The organism is Rhodococcus koreensis (genome assembly GCF_900105905.1).
Taxonomy (GTDB): Bacteria; Actinomycetota; Actinomycetes; order Mycobacteriales; family Mycobacteriaceae; genus Rhodococcus_F; species Rhodococcus_F koreensis.
Map to the genome: position 1 here is coordinate 8626660 of NZ_FNSV01000005.1, position 18698 is coordinate 8645357.

General features: G+C 67.3%; 17 protein-coding genes. 15 read left to right on the forward strand and 2 right to left on the reverse strand.

What is annotated here, in order from left to right; genetic code table 11:
* Positions 1 to 192: 192 nt before the first annotated feature.
* Complete coding sequence (locus BLV94_RS43980; protein WP_072941321.1) at positions 193 to 570, reverse strand: ANTAR domain-containing protein; 378 nt, start codon at positions 568 to 570, stop codon at positions 193 to 195.
* 470 nt (positions 571 to 1040) lie between these two features.
* On the opposite strand from BLV94_RS43980, the gene BLV94_RS43985 reads away from it, so the two are divergent.
* From BLV94_RS43985 to BLV94_RS44045, 14 genes are all read left to right on the forward strand, one after another.
* Positions 1041 to 2696: an ABC transporter substrate-binding protein gene (locus BLV94_RS43985; RefSeq protein ID WP_244163786.1), complete on the forward strand. Its 1656-nt coding sequence runs from the start codon at positions 1041 to 1043 to the stop codon at positions 2694 to 2696.
* Between the two features lie 3 nt (positions 2697 to 2699).
* Positions 2700 to 3662: an ABC transporter permease gene (locus BLV94_RS43990; protein WP_072941319.1), complete on the forward strand. Its 963-nt coding sequence runs from the start codon at positions 2700 to 2702 to the stop codon at positions 3660 to 3662.
* A gap of 12 nt (positions 3663 to 3674) precedes the next feature.
* A complete protein-coding gene (locus tag BLV94_RS43995; RefSeq protein ID WP_143051469.1) occupies positions 3675 to 4547 on the forward strand; it encodes an ABC transporter permease in 873 nt (290 codons plus the stop codon).
* On the forward strand, positions 4544 to 6220 hold the full coding sequence (locus BLV94_RS44000) for a dipeptide ABC transporter ATP-binding protein (protein ID WP_072941316.1): 1677 nt from the start codon (positions 4544 to 4546) through the stop codon (positions 6218 to 6220). Before BLV94_RS43995 ends, BLV94_RS44000 begins: the two co-directional genes overlap by 4 nt.
* Before the next feature lie 34 nt (positions 6221 to 6254).
* A complete protein-coding gene (locus BLV94_RS44005) occupies positions 6255 to 6659 on the forward strand; it encodes a rhodanese-like domain-containing protein (RefSeq protein ID WP_072941313.1) in 405 nt (134 codons plus the stop codon).
* Positions 6660 to 6835: 176 nt separating this feature from the next.
* On the forward strand, positions 6836 to 8071 hold the full coding sequence (locus tag BLV94_RS44010; protein ID WP_072941310.1) for an acyl-CoA dehydrogenase family protein: 1236 nt from the start codon (positions 6836 to 6838) through the stop codon (positions 8069 to 8071).
* Between the two features lie 178 nt (positions 8072 to 8249).
* On the forward strand, positions 8250 to 9155 hold the full coding sequence (locus BLV94_RS44015; RefSeq protein ID WP_072941308.1) for a LysR family transcriptional regulator: 906 nt from the start codon (positions 8250 to 8252) through the stop codon (positions 9153 to 9155).
* Between the two features lie 104 nt (positions 9156 to 9259).
* Positions 9260 to 10603, forward strand: coding sequence for an NtaA/DmoA family FMN-dependent monooxygenase (locus BLV94_RS44020; RefSeq protein WP_072941307.1), 1344 nt, complete (start codon positions 9260 to 9262; stop codon positions 10601 to 10603).
* A complete protein-coding gene (locus tag BLV94_RS44025; RefSeq protein WP_083395854.1) occupies positions 10600 to 11790 on the forward strand; it encodes an acyl-CoA dehydrogenase family protein in 1191 nt (396 codons plus the stop codon). The genes BLV94_RS44020 and BLV94_RS44025 overlap by 4 nt, the downstream gene beginning before the upstream one ends.
* A complete protein-coding gene (locus BLV94_RS44030) occupies positions 11787 to 13130 on the forward strand; it encodes an LLM class flavin-dependent oxidoreductase (protein ID WP_072941305.1) in 1344 nt (447 codons plus the stop codon). Before BLV94_RS44025 ends, BLV94_RS44030 begins: the two co-directional genes overlap by 4 nt.
* Positions 13130 to 14167 carry an NtaA/DmoA family FMN-dependent monooxygenase gene (locus BLV94_RS44035; RefSeq protein WP_244163787.1) on the forward strand — a complete coding sequence of 346 codons (1038 nt, stop codon included), beginning with the start codon at positions 13130 to 13132 and terminating at the stop codon, positions 14165 to 14167. The genes BLV94_RS44030 and BLV94_RS44035 overlap by 1 nt, the downstream gene beginning before the upstream one ends.
* 60 nt (positions 14168 to 14227) lie before the next feature.
* On the forward strand, positions 14228 to 14464 hold the full coding sequence (locus BLV94_RS51220) for a hypothetical protein (protein WP_244163788.1): 237 nt from the start codon (positions 14228 to 14230) through the stop codon (positions 14462 to 14464).
* Between the two features lie 29 nt (positions 14465 to 14493).
* The gene (locus tag BLV94_RS44040; RefSeq protein ID WP_072941304.1) at positions 14494 to 15543 is read left to right on the forward strand and encodes an aldo/keto reductase; all 1050 of its coding nucleotides are present in this window, start codon (positions 14494 to 14496) and stop codon (positions 15541 to 15543) included.
* Complete coding sequence (locus BLV94_RS44045; protein WP_072941302.1) at positions 15543 to 16583, forward strand: aldo/keto reductase; 1041 nt, start codon at positions 15543 to 15545, stop codon at positions 16581 to 16583. The genes BLV94_RS44040 and BLV94_RS44045 overlap by 1 nt, the downstream gene beginning before the upstream one ends.
* Before the next feature lie 215 nt (positions 16584 to 16798).
* Here the strand turns inward: BLV94_RS44045 and BLV94_RS44050 are convergent, their stop codons facing one another.
* Positions 16799 to 17062, reverse strand: a complete 264-nt coding sequence (locus BLV94_RS44050; RefSeq protein ID WP_244163789.1) for a WhiB family transcriptional regulator — start codon at positions 17060 to 17062, stop codon at positions 16799 to 16801.
* 194 nt (positions 17063 to 17256) lie between these two features.
* Between BLV94_RS44050 and BLV94_RS44055 the strand changes: the two genes are divergently transcribed.
* Positions 17257 to 18675 carry a PLP-dependent cysteine synthase family protein gene (locus BLV94_RS44055; RefSeq protein WP_072941301.1) on the forward strand — a complete coding sequence of 473 codons (1419 nt, stop codon included), beginning with the start codon at positions 17257 to 17259 and terminating at the stop codon, positions 18673 to 18675.
* The last annotated feature ends 23 nt before the right edge of the window (positions 18676 to 18698 follow it).

An 18698-nucleotide genomic window follows, 5' to 3' on the forward strand; every position in this document is an offset into this window, starting at 1 on the left:
GATGTATCTAAGGATATCGCTGCAATGACGGTGGCGTTGCGAATGGTCACGCCTGTTTCAATAGCTGCGTCGACCCAGCGCTCACTCCGCCCGCCCACCTCCGCTTGACGAAGTGCATGGCGCTGTCGGGGTAACTCCCCGGTGGCGCCCTATCATGCCCACTTGACACATTCGCCTACACATCAGGTGTCATCACGGTCGAACCTGTGTCGCGAGGTGGGGGTGGTGGCGTCCCTGCAAACTGTCCATCCGCTGCGACGGACGACGGTGGTGTCCGGAGGACGGTCCGCGGAGTCCTTCCCACTCGGGGAATGCGACCGGCCTGCGACTCGTGAGGTGACCGGTGTTGCTGGTGAGATCGATCAGGCACCGGGCAGCGCCCTGCACGGAGAGGTGGTGCCTGCGCGCCACGTCGAGTAGTTCGTCGAAAGCCTGGGCATCGCTGTAGCCGCGTCTGGTGATCAGGACCGCCTTCGCAGTGGTCACGAGTTCACGGTCCGACGGCCCCCGGCGCCGGTCGAGGAAGCTTCGGGCGGACCGCACGGGGTTCGAGATCTCGGAATTCAACATCTGGCATCACCTTCGCCTACGACGTTCCCCGGGTCTCGGAGTCGTAAACGGATACGGACGCATTTCCGTCCCCGTTCACCGAGGATGGGGAAGCAGATCAGCTCGACCGGGCGCACTGCGACCGCCGATCGTCGGCCGATCGTTCCCTTGAGCGAATCTTAAAGAACCTCGTAGTTCAGGTTGGTTGTTCGTCATTCCGGCACTGTGCACACTCAGCTGGTCACAGTTGTGACGAGTGTCGAGACGCGGAAGGAAGAACGTGATGAGCGCCCATGGCCCCCTGTTCTCCTCCGCTGCGTTCCACTGTTGTCGCTGATCTCGTGACCGGGCGCCTGCGGGCACCCGATTCGGAGTTCGTACCTCCGATTCCCTGATCGTCCCGTCCGCCCGACCGTCGTCGGGGTGGATTCGGCGCCACGCGCGTGTCTCGTCTTCCTTCCGTTCGTCCATGCATTGAGGAGTTCCGTCAGATGACCCGAAGATTCGTCGGCAGAGCAACAGCTCTGATTGCGGCTACGGCCGCCGCAGCACTGGTGCTCACCGGGTGCGCCGCATCCCAGTCGGTGGCCTCCTCGAACGTCGGAGGGGATCCGGTTCCCGGCGGGACCCTCCGGTTCGCCGTCCTGGACGCGCCGGCGAACCTCGATCCGCATTCCGGTAGCTCGTACCCGGAGTCGCTGATCACGAGCAACATCAGCGACAAGCTCGTCTATCAGAATCCCGAATCGGGTGCTCTCGAGCCCTGGCTGGCGACGTCCTGGGACGTCAACGAGACTCTGACGGAATTCACGTTCCACCTGCGGAACGACGTCACGTTCAGCGACGGCACGCCGTTGACAGCGGACTCGGTGAAGGAGAACTTCGACCTCCTCGGTTTCGGCAACAAGGAACTCGGTGTCGTCCCGGTATCCGCGTACTGGGGCGGGTACCTCGGCACGGAGGTCATCGATCCGAGCACCGTGAAGGTCACCCTCGACAAGCCGAGTGCCGGTTTCCTCCAGGGCCTCTCGATGTACTTTGCCGGGATCCTCGGGCACACGACGCTGCAGTTGAGGAAAGAGGACCGCGCCCTTCCACAGAACATCGTGGCGACCGGGCCGTTCGTGGTGACCGAACACGTGTACCAGGAGAAGACCGTCCTGCGGAAGCGGGAAGGATACAACTGGGCGCCGGCGAGCCGGGGGCACAACGGTGGCGCCTACCTCGACGCCGTGGAAGTGCTCGTCATCCCGGAGGCCGGGGTCCGGACGGGGGCGTTGCGCTCGGGTGAGGTGGACGCGATCCTGGACGTCAACACGACCGACGAGGCGCCGCTGCGCGCCGAGGGCTGCGAGATCGTTCCCCAGCTGATCCCGGGCCGCGATATCGCATTCGATTTCAAGACCGATCTCTTCCCGACCAACGAGCGTGCCGTGCGCGAGGCCGTCAAACTCGGCTGGAGCCGGGACGCGCTGGCGAAGACGGTACTGACCGACAGCTACCGGCCGTCGTCCTCGGTGGTCTCGGAGCGCGTGCCGGGATATGCGGACTTCAGCGATCGACTGGTCGAGAACCAGGACGAGGCGAAGCGGATCCTGGATCAGGCCGGCTGGAAGGAAGGCCCGGACGGTATTCGCGTCAACGCCGACGGCAAGCCGCTCAACCTGAGTCTGCTCGCCATCAACAACCTGGTGATCAACAAGCCCGCGTTCGAACTCATCCAGCAGGATCTGCGTGACATCGGTGTGGACCTGCAGTTGCAGGTCCTTCCCATCCCCGATTACCAGGCGGCGAGCAAGCTGCAGGGCAAATGGAACGTCCAGGTGTTCAATACCAGCCGATCGGACGTGGCGGTGCTCGAGCAGACCTACTCGCCGCTGTTCACGAACGGCGCCGCCATCACTGCGGACAACCCCGTCCGGCAGAAGGCGATCGACACGTTCCGCGCCGTCAACGAGACACTCGATCCGGCCAAGCGTGCCGCCGCGGCCGCCGCGGCGCAGGACTTCGTTCTCAACGAGGAGATCCTCAGTGTGCCGGTGTACAACCCGGCCCAGGTGACCGCGGCCAACCCGAAGGTCCACAACGTGGGCTACGAGGCACAGTCGCGAAACGTGTTCTACGACACCTGGATAGAGCAGGGCTGAACAATGGGACGGTACATCCTCGCCAAACTGGGTCAGTCCCTGTTCGTCGTGTGGGCGGCGTACTCGCTCACGTTCGTCCTGCTGTACGTGCTTCCGTACGACACCGTCGACCTCATGTTCGACCCGAGCGAGGCGGAACTGGTCAGTGACGCCGACAAGGACGCGGCGCGCGCACACTACGGTCTCGATCAGCCGGTGGTCGTGCAGTACGCCACGCGACTGTTCGGTGCCTTGCACGGGGACTTCGGGCATTCGGTGCGCACGGGGGAGAACGTGTGGTCGATGATCTTCGCGGTGTTGCCGCAGACGGCGATCCTCGCGGGTGCCGCACTGCTGCTCGCGGTGATCGTGGCGTTCGCAATTGCGCTGTCGGCGGCGTACACCCGCAGTTCGTGGCTGTCGCAGGCCATCGCGTCCCTCCCCGCGGCCGGTGTGTCCGTACCGGTGTTCTTGGTGGGGCTCGCGATCCTGCAGGTCTTCTCGTTCCAGCTGCGATGGTTTCCCCCCATCGGAAACGACGGCTTCGCCTCGCTCGTGCTGCCCGCCGTCACGCTGGCGATACCGGTGTCGGCGCCCATCGCGCAGCTGCTGCTGAAGAACATCGAACTCGGGTTGAACGCGCCCTACGTCACGGTGTCCGTCGCGAAGGGCGCCAGCCGGTTGTGGGTTCTGGTGCGCGATGTTCTCAAGAACGCGAGCCTGCCCGCACTGACGATTGCCGGACTCACCCTCGGGAATTTGCTGGCCGGCGCCGTGATCGTCGAGACCATCTACTCGCGGTCCGGCCTCGGCCGGCTGACCGAGACGGCAGTCCGCACGCAGGACGTGATGCTCGTGCAGGCGGTGGTGGTGTTCGCGGCCGTCGTCTTCGTGGTCGTCAATTTCGTGGTCGACATCGTCTATCCGCTGCTCGACCCGCGGCTGCGCACGCGGGTCCTGGCCGGCGCCGCCCCGGCGGCCGGGTAAGGAGGCACCACAGTGACCACATTCGATTTCCGCTCATCGGCCTCATCCACCGCCGACACCGCCGGCGACCGGTTCGTGCGGTTCGTGCGGCTCGCGTCGACCGCACCGGGCCTGGTCCTGTCCTGGCTGGTGATCGTCACGGTCGTTCTCTGGGCGGTGGCGCCGGGCTGGTTCACGTCGTTCAGTCCCTACGACGGTGACGTCGACGCCAGCTTCAGCCCACCCGGTCCCGACCACCTCTTCGGGACCGACCGCCTCGGCCGGGACCTCCTCGCCCGCGTGATCTTCGGGGCGTCCACGACGCTCAGTGCGACGTTGCTCGCGGTATTGGTGGGGTTCGTAGTCGGTTCGGTCGTCGGTCTGCTCAGCGGGTTCGTCGGCGGTCGCACCGATGCGATCGTCATGCGCTTCGTCGATGTGCTGCTCGCGATTCCGGCGCTCCTGCTCGCCATGACGGTGGTGACGGCACTCGGATACGGAACCTTCAATGTGGCGTTGGCGGTAGGCATCTCCGCGGTTGCGGCATTCGCCCGGGTGATGCGCTCCGAGGTGCTGAAGGTCGCCCAGAGCGACTACGTGGAGGCGGCCTACGGATCGGGAGCAGGCTTCGGTCGGGTCGTGGTCCGGCACGTGCTGCCGAACTCGGTCACCGCCGTGTTGTCGTTGGCTGCGCTCGAATGCGGTTCGGCCATCCTTGCCGTGGCGGCACTGGGCTTCCTCGGTTACGGAGCGCCGCCGCCGGAGCCCGAGTGGGGGCTCGCCGTGTCGGAGGGGCGCGACTACCTCGCCACCTACCCCTGGATCTCGATCCTGCCCGGCGTCCTGATCGCCGTAGTCGTGCTCGCCACCAACCGCATCAGCAAATCGCTAGGAGACCAGAGATGAGCGACGTCGAACAGGGGCACGGTCCGCTGCTGCAGATCGACGATCTGCGGGTCAGCTACCGTACCGCTCGAGGGGCCGGGAAGACCGCCGTCGAGGGTGTGGGGCTGAGCGTCCACCCGGGTGAGTTCGTCGCCGTCGTCGGTGAATCGGGCTCGGGCAAGAGCACCACCGTCCATGCCGCGTTGCGGCTCCTGCCGTCGTCGGCGTCCATCGAGTCCGGCACGATCCACCTGGGTGGGCGGGACGTGACCCGGTGGAAGGACCGGCAGCTGGCACAGCTGCGCGGTCCGTTCGTCGGGTTCGTTCCACAGGATCCCGGCACCTCGCTCAACCCGGTGAAAAGAGTCGGGGTGCAGGTCCTCGAGGCGATCCGGCTGCACCGGAAGGTCGAATCGGGTCCGGCGCGGGAGTTGGCGCTCGAAAAACTGCGCCTCGCCGGACTGAACAGTGTCGAACGGATCTACTCGCAGTTCCCGCACGAACTCTCCGGCGGGATGAAGCAGCGAGTCCTCATCGCGATTGCCCTCGCGAGTGATCCGGCACTGCTGGTGGCGGACGAGCCCACGTCGGCGCTCGACGTGACGGTCCAGAAGGTGATCCTCGACCACCTCGCGGTTCTCCGCGACACCCTCGGGCTCGGCGTCCTACTCGTCACCCACGACCTCGGTGTGGCGTTCGACCGGGCGGACCGCGTGGTCGTCATGCGGCAGGGGAGGATCGTCGAACAAGGCGAGACGCGGGAGCTGGTCGAGAATCCGGGGCAGGAATACACCCGGTCGCTGATCGCCGCGGCGCCGTCGTTCCGCAGCGCGCGCCTCGGGCCGTCACCGCTCGCGCTCGCGGCGCGCGCCGTGGACGACACCGCGGCCGCGGGCCCCGTCCTGGAATTGCGCGACGTGACCAGGCGGTTCACCGTCGGGTCGGGCTCGAAGGCCTCCGAGTTCGTCGCGGTCGACGGTGTGACCGTCGGTGTGACCGCCGGTTCCACCCACGCCGTGGTCGGTGAATCGGGAGCAGGCAAGTCCACACTCGCGCGAATCGCGGTCGGGCTCAGCCGACCGGACGCCGGCGAGGTTCTGCTCGAAGGCGACAGGATCGACGGCCTGTCCCACCGCCGGCTGCGGCCGGTGCGACGCAGGATCCAGCTGGTACGCCAGAACCCCTACTCGTCACTCGACCCCAAGCTCAGCATCGAGCAGATCATCGCGGAACCGCTGGCTGCGTTCAAGATTCGGAACAATCGAACCGAACGCCGCACACGGGTGGTCGAATTGCTCGACGCGGTGGCGCTCGACAGCACGTTTCTCCGGCGCAAACCCGTCGAACTGTCGGGCGGGCAACGGCAGCGCGTCGCGATCGCGAGGGCACTCGCCGCCGACCCGAGAATCGTCGTTCTCGACGAGGCGGTCTCGGCCCTCGACGTCTCGGTTCAATCGCAGATCCTGCAACTCCTCGTCGACGTACAGGCCGAATTCGGGCTGACGTACCTGTTCATCACCCACGACCTGGGCGTGGTGCGGTTGATCGCCGACGACGTCACCGTGATGCGCGGCGGGCGGGTGGTGGAGTCGGGACGTGTCGACGACATCTTCGGCGCGCCGCGCGAGGCCTACACCCGAAACCTACTGCACGCCGTACCCGGCGAGAACCAACTTCTCGCCGCTGCGCTCTGACATCCGGACAACCACCTACCGAAAAGGACATCACATGACCGACAACACCGACACCGCCGGCCGACTCACCCCCGCTCTCGTCACCCCGGTGCTCGCGGCCGCGGCCGTCAACGGCGGCGCCGTGCTCGTGGACGTGCGCAGCGACAAGGGGCGCGGAGAGAACGGCGAGGTCCCGGGAGCGATCGTTGCCGACCGCGACGCACTCGACGAACAGTTCGGACTCGACTCACCCACGAAGCACGCCGAGATCATCTCGCTCGACCAGCCGATCGTCGTCGTGTGCGGATCCATTGCGGGGTCCGGCCCGGTGGCGGAGGGATTGCTCGAGCGGGGCTTCCGCAACGTGGTGCACATCGACGGCGGGTTCGCCGCATGGAAGGACGCAGGCCTGCCCGCGAACGAGCCTGCACGGGCACACGGCGACGAGACGCGGATTTAGCGGATCTACACAAAGCGTCAAGGCTGATTGTGTTGATCGGCAACATGTCTCGATATGAGATGGGACGAGAACCTGGGCTTCCGGTCGTTCCCTTCGGGCCCGGCCGGTAGACCGTTCCGTCGGCCGTCACCCGTCCGGGTGACGGCGCTCGATCACGTCGTCCGAGGAGACCCTTCATGACCGCTGTTACCCTGACCGGCCGCGTCAGCGACCATTCCACCGCCGTGGACCGTTCCCTCCCGCGGTTCCGGGAGATCTTCGCGCGCATCGCCGCCGGCGCGGCGCAGCGCGAACGCGCCCGGGAGCTGCCATACGCGGAGGTGGCCGAGCTGTTCGCCGCGGGGTTCGGTGCTCTGCGCGTCCCGGTCGAGTTCGGTGGCCACGGGGCGACCCTGCCCGAGCTCTTCGAACTCCTCGCGGAGCTCGGGCAGGCCGATTCCAACATTCCGCAGATCCTGCGGGGGCACTTCACCACCGTCGAAATCCTCCGCAACCTGGACGACGGACCGGTTCGGGCCCACTGGCTGGAAAAGATCGGTGCGGGAGCGGCATTCGGCAACGCACAGTCAGAGCCCACCGGCCGGGGAACGTTCGACATCTCGACCACCGTCACCGACCACGACGGTGAGGCAGTGGTATCCGGCGAGAAGTACTACACGACGGGAACCCTCTACGCCGACTACATCCGGGTCGCCGTGACGGACGGCGATGCGCGGCGCCGTTTCGTGGTCGTGGCGGCCACCGCGGCGGGTGTCGACCGTATCGACGACTGGGACGGGATCGGTCAACGGCTCACCGCCAGTGGAACCACGAAGTTCGAGGCGGCACCGGTCGCAGAATTCGGCGAGTTCGGGCACCGCCCGGGATTCCTCGACCAGCAGTCCTCGTTCGTGCAGATCGTGCACCTGGCGACGCTGGCGGGGATCAACCGCAACGTGCGAGACGACGCAGTGGAACTCGTGCGCAGCCGCACCCGGACGAGTCTGCATGCGCCGTCCGATGCGGCGACGTCGGACTACGCGGTCCTCGGCGTGGTCGGGAAGATCGCGAAGAACGTTCTGGTCGTCGACAGCATCCTGCAGCGGATCGCGCAGGAACTCGAAGATGTCAACGCACGGTTCGCGGCCGAGGGGCCCACCCGCGACCTGTTCGCGGAGGTCTTCGTGAACACGTCCGCGGCGCAGATCGCCGTGATCGACGCGGTCCTGGACTCCGCCAACCTCATTTTCAACGCGGGTGGTTCCTCCGCGGTGCGAGAGGGACGCAATCTGGACCGCCACTGGCGGAACGCCCGCACTCTCGCCTCACACAACCCCGTGGTCTACAAGCCGACGGTCATCGGCGACTACCTGGTCAACGGCACCACACCCAAGTCGTTCGCCGACCGGTACGGCGAGCCGAAGAATTCTTGATCGCCGCTCCATCCCCGGAAAGAGCCTTGGCGTCGAGGATCGAGTGCGCGCGACAAGGTGTACTGAACAGAATCGTCGTGATCACAAACCTGTGCTGAACGGTCGCCGGTGGGCAGGATGGGAATACGGTCGACCGGAGATCCCGCGCGACCGGCCGATCTACCCACGAGGACCACCTGTGTATGACATTCGACGGTTGATTCTGCTCCGCGACCTCGCCGAGCACACGACGATGACGGCTGTGTCCGAACTGCACGGGATCACCACGTCCGCGGTGTCCCAGCAGTTGAGGATCCTCGAGGACGAGGTCGGCGCGGTCCTGACCCGCAGAGAGGGGCGCGTGCTGCGTCTCACCCACGCGGGCCGGGTGCTGGTCGATCACACATCGAGAGTCGTTGCCGCACTGGAAGAAGCGGAGAGCGCCGTCGCGGCGACGGGAGAATCCGTCACCGGCGTCCTCACTCTGGCGACGTTCCAGACCGCCCTGACCCGGCTCGCGCTGCCGGTGGCCACGCGACTGGGTCGAGAGCACCGCGGATTGCGGGTGCGACTCATCGACGCGATGCCGGTCAATTCGGTGCCTGCCGTCCGGCAGCAGGAAGTCGATCTGGCGATCACCTACACCTACTCGTTCCGTGCACGCGACCTTCCCGCCGGTCTCGCCTCGGAGTTCCTGTTCGACGACCCACTGGTGCTCCTGGCTCCGACTCCGTTGCGGGAGCGCGCGAGGCAGCACGGGCTCGGCGCGGTCGCCGACGTGGATTGGATCGCCGCCTCCGACGGGGCCCCCTCCATCGTGTCGGTGATGTTCGCGTGCCGTCAGGCCGGATTCACGCCCCGGATCGAGCATCGGTGCGGCAGCTTCACGGGGATGGCGGAAATGGTCGAAGCCGGTTTCGGGGTGGCCGTGGTCCCCGAGATGGCGGTCTCCGAGGCCCACCGGCACCTCGTCGCGTGCCCCGTCGCCAACGGCGCGCGGCAGATCGGCGTCACGTACCGTCAGGCGTCGATCGAGCGCCCCGCGGTGGCCGCGGCCATCAGGGCATTGCGGATGGTCGCGGGGCCACTGCAGCTCGCGTCGTGAACCGTCTGCGGTCGTCCGACCCGGTTTGAGGATTTCTTAACGAATTTCGTAGCGTCACTGGCTTGTTCGCCTCACCTTCCCGCTCGATACTGAAGCACGTGACCATGAGTTCGCAACTGCACCTGAATATTTCACTTCTCACACCCGGGCACTTCCGCGGCTCCTGGCGGGTGGAGGGCAACAACCCCGGCGATTTCGTGGATCCGGCGCACTTCCGTCGTCTCATCCGGATCGCCGAGCGCGGACACCTCGACGCCGTTTTCGTCGGTGACAGTCCCGCGCTGTCCTCGGACATTCACCACGCTCCCGGCCTCGGTCTCGATCCTGTGGTCATGCTGGCCGATGCGGCCGCCGGAACGGAACACATCGGGGTGATCGCGACGGGATCGTCCACCTACAACGATCCCTACAACCTGGCCCGGCGATACCTGTCGCTCGACCATCTCACGGGCGGTCGGGCCGGGTGGAACGTGGTCACCACCCAGCATCCAGCGGCGTCCGCCAATTTCGGGTTCTCGGAGCCTCCCGACAAGGACGAAAGATATCGCAGAGCAGACGAATTCGTCGATGTCGTGGCCAAGCTCTGGGACGGGTGGGAAGCCGGCGCGATCATCGGGGACACCGAGAGCGGGCGGTTCGCCGACCCGGACCGGATCACTCCTCCCGGCCATCGTGGTCCGATCCTGTCGGTCGCGGGCCCGTTGCCGCTGCCGCGCTCACCACAGGGCAGGCCGCTGATCGTGCAGGCAGGCGCGTCGGAAGGCGGCCTCGCCCTGGCGGGAAAGTACGCGGATCTCGTGTTCTCGGCAGCACAGACCGTCGACGTCGCGAGGAACCTCAGGACCGACATCCGCGGCAGGGCGGCGGCGAACGGGCGCGACCCCGACCGGGTCAAAGTCTCGACCGGTCTCATCACCGTCGTCGGCGGCACCGAGGCCGAGGCCCGGCGGCGCGAGGAGGAACTGCGCGAGACGATTCCGCTCGAGCCGGCATTGCGGCAGCTCGCGGGACAACTCGGTCTCGATCCTGAGCGGCTCCGGCTCGACACGGTGATCAGTGCCGACGATCTTCCGGGCACGGAGTCGTCGCTGCCCCGTTCGGCCGGATTCGCCGCGAGCACACGTGCACTGCTCGCCGGCGAACCCCTCACCGCACGGCAGTTGATCCACAAGTTCGCAGGAGGGGCGGGTCACCAGCTGGCCGTCGGGACCGGCGAACAGATCGCGGACCGGATCGAAGCATGGTTCCGCAGCGGTGCCACCGACGGCTTCACGATCATGCCGGGGGACGTGGGTACCGGCCTCGAGGCCTTCGTCGAACAGGTGGTGCCGCATCTGGTGAGCCGCGGACTCTTCCGCCCCGAATACACCCACCGCACTCTGCGGGGCAATCTCGGCCTCGAGGTGACCGAGACTGCCGGCCGCACCAGGAAGGAAAGCTTCACATGACTGTCGGAGTGACCGAACCCCGCACCACCGTGCGAGGACTCGACGAAAACCGATTCCGCGAGGTTCTCGAGTTCATCGCCTCCCGCGCCGAATACCACGACCTCACCGGGGAGTTCCCGTTCGACGCGTTCGATGCGCTGCGCCGGATCGGGGCGCAGTCACTGACGGTGCCCGAGCAGTTCGGTGGGGGCGGCGCCGGAATTGCCGAGGCCGTCGAGGTGATCGAGCGCGTCGGGGCGGCGGACCCGTCGGTGGGACTGATCCTGCAGTGGAATTACACCAACCACTTGACGCTCCAACGACCCGACAACCCGTGGCCCGACGACCTGAAGGCCGCCGTGTTCCGCACAGCGGTCACCGAGGGCGCCCTCATCAACGGTCTCGCGGTGGAACGCGAACTCGGCAGTCTGTCCCGCGGAGGCGTCCCCGCCACCACGGCCACCCGCCTGCCCGACGGCAGCTGGCGGATCGACGGCGAGAAGGCCTACGGAACGGGTATCTCGGGGCTGCACTGGTTCACCGTCACAGCCACCACCGCGGATCCCCAGCCGAAGGTGGCCACGTTCCTGTTCGACCGCCAGGCCACGGGCTGGCGGGTAAAGCAGACGTGGGACCACCTCGGGCTGCGCGCGTCGGACACGCAGACCGTGATCTTCGACAATGCCCGGATTCCGCACTCCCGGTTGGTGGATCTGCGCGACCCGAACGACGGCACCGGCAAGGTCCGCAGTGCAGGCAGGCAGGCGCTGCCCCTGCTCCTGGCCGCCAACTACAACGGGGTGTCGATCGCGACGAGGGACTGGCTGGTCCGGTACCTCCACACCCGAGTGCCCACCGCGCTGGGCGCGCCGCTGGCCACGGTGCCGCGCTTCCACGACCGCGTGGGGGAGATCGAAGCGCAACTGCAGACCAGCCGTGCACTGCTGCGGCACGCGGCGGCGGTAGTGGAGACCAACAGCGCCCTGCCCGCGTTGGCGAAGCACGTGGCGACGACGACGGCGATCCGGATCACCGAGTCAGCGCTCGACCTCACCGGGAACCCGGGACTGTCTCGCAGCAACCCACTCGAACGGCACCACCGCAACGCCATGGTGGGCCGGATTCATTTCCCGCAGAGCGACTTCGTCGTCGCCAACCTCGGCAAGTCCGCCATCGCAGCGGGCGCGCCGGCCGAGGAGGAGCAGTGAGCAGGCAGGTTCACCTCAACGTCAACATTCTCAACGCAGGCGTCTTCGGCGGGTCCTGGAGGTTTCCCGGAACCGATCCGCTCGCCTCCTTCGGGCTCGACCACTACATCGACATCGCCCGGAAAGCGGAGGCAGCCAGGCTCGACGCGATCTTCCTCGCCGACGGTCCGGCGATCCGGGAAGACCTGCGCTACCGGCCGTTCAACAGCCTCGAACCGTCCGTCGTGCTGGCCGCGGTCGCCGCTGCGACGGAGACGATCGGTCTGATCGGCACACTGTCCTCGACCTACAACGACCCGTACGACGTCGCACGGCGTTTCGCCACACTCGACCAGCTCAGCGGTGGCCGGTCGGGCTGGAACGTGGTGACCACGGCGGGCAGGGAATCGGCGCGCAACTTCGGCTTCGACGACGAACCCGACCACGCTGGCCGCTATACCCGGGCCGCCGAGTTCGTCGAGGTGGTGCGGAAACTATGGAACAGCTGGGAGCCCGACGCCCTGGTGGGCGACAAACCGGCATGGCGATTCGCCGACCCCGACAAGATCCACCGCACCGACCACCACGGCCCCCACTTCGACGTCGCCGGACCGTTGAACGTTCCGCGCTCACCACAAGGGGAGCCGGTGGTGGTGCAGGCCGGTGCATCGACGAACGGGCGGGCACTCGCCGCCCGAGTCGGTGAGGTGATCTTCACGGCCGCGCAGACGGAACAGGAAGCTGCCGAGTACTACCGAGACGTCAAGGCCCGCGCCGTCGGTTACGGGCGCAGGGCCGAAGACGTCGTGGTCCTGCCGGGCCTGTCGACCGTGATCGGCAGCACCGAGGCGGAAGCGCTGCGCCGCCGCGACCTACTCGCCGAACTCGTGCCGCCCGAGTACGCGCTCACCCGACTGTCGGGTCAGCTCGGCGTCTCCGAGGACGCGCTCGTCCTCGACGGGCCTCTGCCCTGGCACCTGCTGACGGACGCGGACGAGGCAGGCGGCTCGCAGACGTTCTACAAGATCGCCGTCGGACTGGCGCAGCGCGAGAATCTGACAGTTCGCCAACTACTGCGCCGACTCGGCGGCGGCGCCGGGCACCGCATCGTCACCGGCACCCCGGAGCAGATCGCCGACGCGATCCTGGACTGGGTGGACAAAGGCGTCGCCGACGGGTTCAACCTGATGCCCGACGTGCTGCCCAGCGGATTCGACGATTTCGTCGACCATGTCGTCCCGATCCTGCAGCGCCGCGGCCGGTTCCGCACCGAGTACGAGACGACAACTCTGCGAGGGCACCTGGGCCTGAAGATCCCGGCTCACACCGTGCCGACCTCGACGGACCGGGTGGTGGCGTGATGGGCGGAGTCGACGGTCGCTCGCTGCACTTCCTCGTCAACGTCGGAAGCGCCGGATATCACCCGGCCGCCTGGCTGGATCCTGAGCTGGCACCGGAGTCGTTCATCAGTCTCGACCATTACCGCCGGGTGGCCGCCGTGGCGGAGCGCGGACTCCTCGACGGATTACTGTTCCCGGACATCCCAGTACAGCAGCCGGGCATCGCCCGCGGTCCCGCGGCCACACTGGACCCGATTCTGCTCACGAGCGCTCTGGCCGTGTCGACCGAACGTGTCGGGCTGATCCCGACCGCCACGTCCACACTGAATCTGCCGTACAACCTGGCGCGCAGAATTCTCTCGCTCGATCATGTGAGCGGCGGCCGGGCCGGGTGGAACGTGGTCACCACGTTCGAGCCGAACGCCGCCCGTAACTTCGGCATCGAGCATCTCCCCGAGCGCGACGAACGCTACCGGCGTGCCGGCGAGTACGTCGAACTGACGAAGAAGCTGTGGGACAGCTGGGAAGACGACGCACTGATCGGCGACCAGGCGTCGGCGCGATTCGCCGACCCCGACAAGGTGCACGCGGTGGATCATCGCGGCGAGTTCTTCACCGTCGCCGGGCCCCTGAACGTCACCCGTTCCCCACAGGGCCGACCAGTGCTGGTGCAGGCGGGTTCGTCCGCTCAGGGCAAGGCTTTCGCGGCGGCCCATGCGGAGGCGATCTATGCCACCCAGTTCGGGCTGGGGCCGGCGCAGCAGTTCGCCCGGGAGATCCGGTCGGCCGCGGCCGCGGACGGTCGCGACCCCGCCCAGATCCGAATCCTGCCCGGACTCGTCCCCGTCGTCGCCGGCACCACCGCGGAGGCGTCCGGCAAGTTCGACATCTTGCAGTCCCGCTTGCACCCGGACAGCGCCCCGGTGCGGGCACTCGCCCGGTGGCTGGGCTGCCCGGACGAGGACCTCGACCTGGACGCACCGCTCCCCGAGCAGCTGTCGACACTGCCGGAGAACAGGGTCGGACCGCAGGGCTTCTTCGCGTCGCTGACCCGGTAAGCCGCCGACACCGGGCACACCGTCCGGCAGCTCCTGTCCGAGTTCCTCGGTGGGCACCGCGTGGTGGTCGGTACTCCGGAGCAGGTGGCCGACCATGTCGAGACGTGGTGGCGGTCGGGCGCCGTCGACGGGTTCACCGTCATCCCGGCCGTTCTGCCCTCGTACCTGGAAGACTTCGTCGACCACGTCGTCCCGATCCTCCAGGCCCGCGGGCTCTTCCGCACCGACTACACCGGCCGCACACTCCGGAGCCACCTCGGTCTCCGCGAACCGATCAACACGTTTTCCCGCAGATGATTGCCACGACAGAAAGCAGAAACCAGATCATGACGTATCGCCACCTCGGACGGACCGGTGTGCAGGTCAGCGCGCTCACGCTCGGCGCAATGAACTTCGGGTCCTGGGCGAACACCGACCACGAGGACGCCGCCCGGATCATCCACCGGGCGCTGGACGCCGGAATCAACGTCGTCGACACCGCCGACGTGTACTCGCAGGGCGAGAACGAGGAGATCGTCGGGAAGGCGCTGCACGGCCGCCGCGACGACGTGGTCCTCGCCAGCAAGTTCCACGGCCAGATCGGGTCCGACCCCACCCATCGCGGCAACTCGCGGCGCTGGATCTTCAAGGCGATCGAGGGCAGCCTCCGACGGTTGCAGACCGATCATCTGGACCTCTACCAGATCCACCGCCCCGACCCCGACACCGACTTCGACGAGACCCTCGGCGCGTTGAACGACCTCGTGCGGCAGGGCAAGATCCGCTACTTCGGCACCACCACGTTCGAGCCGCACCAACTGGTCGAAGCACAGTGGGCAGCCGACAGGCGCCACCTGCAGCGTCCGGTCACCGAGCAGCCGCCGTACTCCATTCTCGCGCGGGCCGCCGAACGCGCCACGCTGCCGATCGCCGAGAAGTACGGGCTGGGCGTCCTCACCTGGAGCCCGCTCGCCGGGGGCTGGCTGTCGGGCCGGTACCGCGCGGGCGAGACGGATGCCGCGGAGTCGAGCCGGTTGACCCGGCAGCCGCACCGCCACGACCCGGAGTTGCTCGCCAACCAGCGCAAGCGGGCCGCCGCCGAGGAACTGCAGAAGCTGGCCGACGACGCGGGCCTGTCGCTGATCCACCTCTCCCTGGCCTTCGTCCTCCAGCATCCCGCCGTCAGTTCCGTCATCATCGGGCCGCGGACCCTCGAGCACCTCGAGGGTCAGCTCGGTGCCGTCGACGTGAGACTGGGCAGCGACATCCTCGACCGTATCGACGAGATCGTCGCCCCCGGAGTCACGATCAGCCCGGCGGACGAGGGCTACCTTCCGCCGTCACTGACCGACGCGGCAACTCGCCGTCGCGCCACCACAGCGAAGGACGACCACTGATGGCACTGCAGGACTTCCGCGTCTTCGGACGCACGGGTGTGAAGGTCAGCCCGTTGACGCTGGGCACGATGAACTTCGGGGCCCGTGGCAAGACTACGCGCGAGGACGGCATCCGGGTGATCCACCGGGCGCTGGACGCAGGCATCAACGTCGTCGACACGGCAGACACCTACTCGCGCGGGGAATCCGAGGAGATCGTCGGGAAGGCGTTGAAGGGCCGCCGCGACGACGTGTTCCTGGCGAGCAAGTTTCACAACGCCGTCGACGACAATCCACAGCATCGCGGCAATTCGCGTCGATGGATCACCGAGGCCGTGGAGGGCAGTCTTCGGCGCCTCGGCACCGACTACCTGGACCTGTACCAGGTCCACCGGCCCGAGTCGCACACCGAGATCGGCGAAACTGTCGGAGCACTCGACGATCTCGTTCGGGCGGGCAAGATTCGCTACTACGGAACCTCCGTGTTCTCGCCCGCGGAACTCGTCGAGACCCAGTGGGTGGCGGACTCCCGGAACCTGCAGCGCTCGTCGAGCGAGCAGGTTCCGTACTCGCTGCTGATCCGCGGCATCGAACGGGAAACCCTGCCGATCGCCCGCAAGTACGGGCTCGGCGTGATCACCTACGGTCCGCTCGCCGCGGGCTGGCTCAGTGGGAAGTACCGGATCGGTGCTCCGCAGCCGGAGTCGTACCGCGCCGAACTGATCAAGGGCCGCTTCGACATCGACGCACCGGCCAACGCCCGCAAGCTCGCAGCCGCGGACGCACTTGCCGTGCTGGCGGAAGAACTGGGCATCAGCCTGATCCAACTGTCCTTGGCGTTCGTGCTGGCCCATCCCGATGTGACATCCGCGATCGTCGGACCACGCACCATCGAGCACCTCGACAGCTATCTGGATGCCGTCGATGTGACACTGTCCGGTGAAGTGCTGGACGGGATCGACGAAATCGTCTCGCCCGGAACGGTGTTCACCGAGCGCGACACCGGAAAGATTCCCGAGGCGCTGGCCCGGCCGGAGCTGCGACGGAGCCCCGCCGCGTAACACGACGGCCGGCGGAGGCCCCGCCAACGCGTCTCGAGGAGACGTCGCTGACGGGGCCATCCACCACGTCCGGTGTTCTTACCCCTCTTCTCGAACACCGCATGTCACCGCAGCCTCTCCCAAGACCGCGGCATACTGAACGTACTTGCTTTCCGGGAGCGGCGCACCAAATCAATTCTTTGCGAATATAACTCGGCTTTCGCGCTCAACGTAGCTCAGCGACCCTGTCGAGCGAGCCGTTCCCCCGGCGTCGTCGCTCCCCAGACTCCGTGCTGTTGGCCGGTGTCGAGCGCATACGCGAGGCATTCCTCCACCACCGCGCAGCCGCGGCAGAACTCCTTGGCGAGATCTTCCCGCTCGAAGCGCGCGTTCCTGCGTTCGGCGTCCGCCGGGAAGAAGATCTCCGCGTCCTCTTCATGGCAACGCGCCGACAGTCGCCACTGCCACAGCTCTGTGTCGTGACGCTGCAGTGTTGTCACCGGTGTCGACATCTTTTCGACTACCCCCTTCGGTCTCGGGTCGTCCCGTAGTACAGCCGATCGGCTGTCGCCGGAGAAGAATTCGAATCTCGAGGATGCGAAGATCCGATCGGCGTGACTCGAATCCTGTTGTTCGGCGACCGTCCTTGCCATGCTGATCGAGTGACACCGGCGCGGCCTCGAAAGGTAGACGCATGACCATCCTCGATCCACCCACAGTCGATGCTGCGAGCCTCGGCGTCTACGACTCGATCACCGATGCCATCGGCAACACGCCCCTCGTTCGGTTGAACCGGGTCACCGAAGGCATCTCCGCGACGGTGTACGCCAAGCTCGAGTTCCTCAATCCCGGCGGAAGTGTGAAGGACCGTGCCGCCCTGGCCATGATTCGCGCGGCGGAGGAATCGGGAGAGTTGCTACCCGGGGGCACCGTCGTGGAAGGCACGTCGGGCAATACCGGGGTCGGTCTGACGTTGGTTGCTGCCGCCCGGGGTTACCGTTCGGTCGTCGTCGTGCCCGACAAGACCAGCGCCGAGAAGATCGGGTTGCTGCGCGCGCACGGGGCGCAGGTGCATGTGACGCCCGGCGGACGGCCCAGTCATCATCCTGAATTCGTCCGCAACGTCGCCATTCGGCTCGCGGCGGAGATTCCCGGCGGCTGGCTCGCCGGTCAGTACGACAACCCGGCCAATCCGGACGCGCACCGCACCACGACCGGACCGGAGATCTGGCGTCAGACTCAGGGCCGGGTCACCCATTTCGTGGCGGGAGTCGGAACCGGTGGGACCATCACGGGGACAGGGGAGTTCCTGGCCGAGGTCTCCGGCGGTGCCGTGCAGACAGTCGGCGCGGACCCCGAAACCTCCGTGTACGGCGGGGGCGACGGCCGGGCCTGGTACATCGAATCCGTCGGCCACTTCCTGCACCCGCAGACCGAGACAGACGAGTGGCCGGACTCCTACCACCCGGACGTCGTCGACCGACTCGAGCGGATCACGGACGTCGAGGCCCTCACGGTGCTGCACCGCCTCGCCCGGGAGGAAGGACTCCTCGTCGGGGGTTCCGCCGGCACCGCGGTCGCCGCCGCCCTGCGGGTCGCGCGGACTCTCGGCCCGGACGACGTCGTGGTCGTGATCGTCCCGGACTCGGGCCGGGCGTACCTGTCGAAGTACTTCGACAACGAGTGGCTCGGACGGCTCGGCTTCCCGCTCTACCACGCCCCGAGCGGACCCGTCGTGGGTGACGCACTGGGTGGCCGGGGAATCGCACCCCGGACAGTGCCGTCGACCGTGACCGTGGCCGTGGCAGGTGACCTGCTCACGGACACCCCGGCGCTACCCGTCGTGCTGGCGCGCCCGGGTACCGGTCCGATCGTGGTCGCGGAGATCCTGGGGGCCGTCGGTCCCGAGGCGCTGTCGGACGCTCCGGACGACGACCCGGTCGGCGCGCACGTCGCTCAGCCGCTGCCCGTCGTGGGAGTCACCGAGGAGTTGTCGGTGGCAGTGCGGCGAATCGGCGGACACCGGGGGCCGGTGGTCGTGGCCGAGGCCGGGCGGGTGGTGGCGCTCGCAGACGCCGACGACATCCGCACCGCCGCGGGCGAGCATCGGTAGGCCGATCCTGACCGACCTCGACA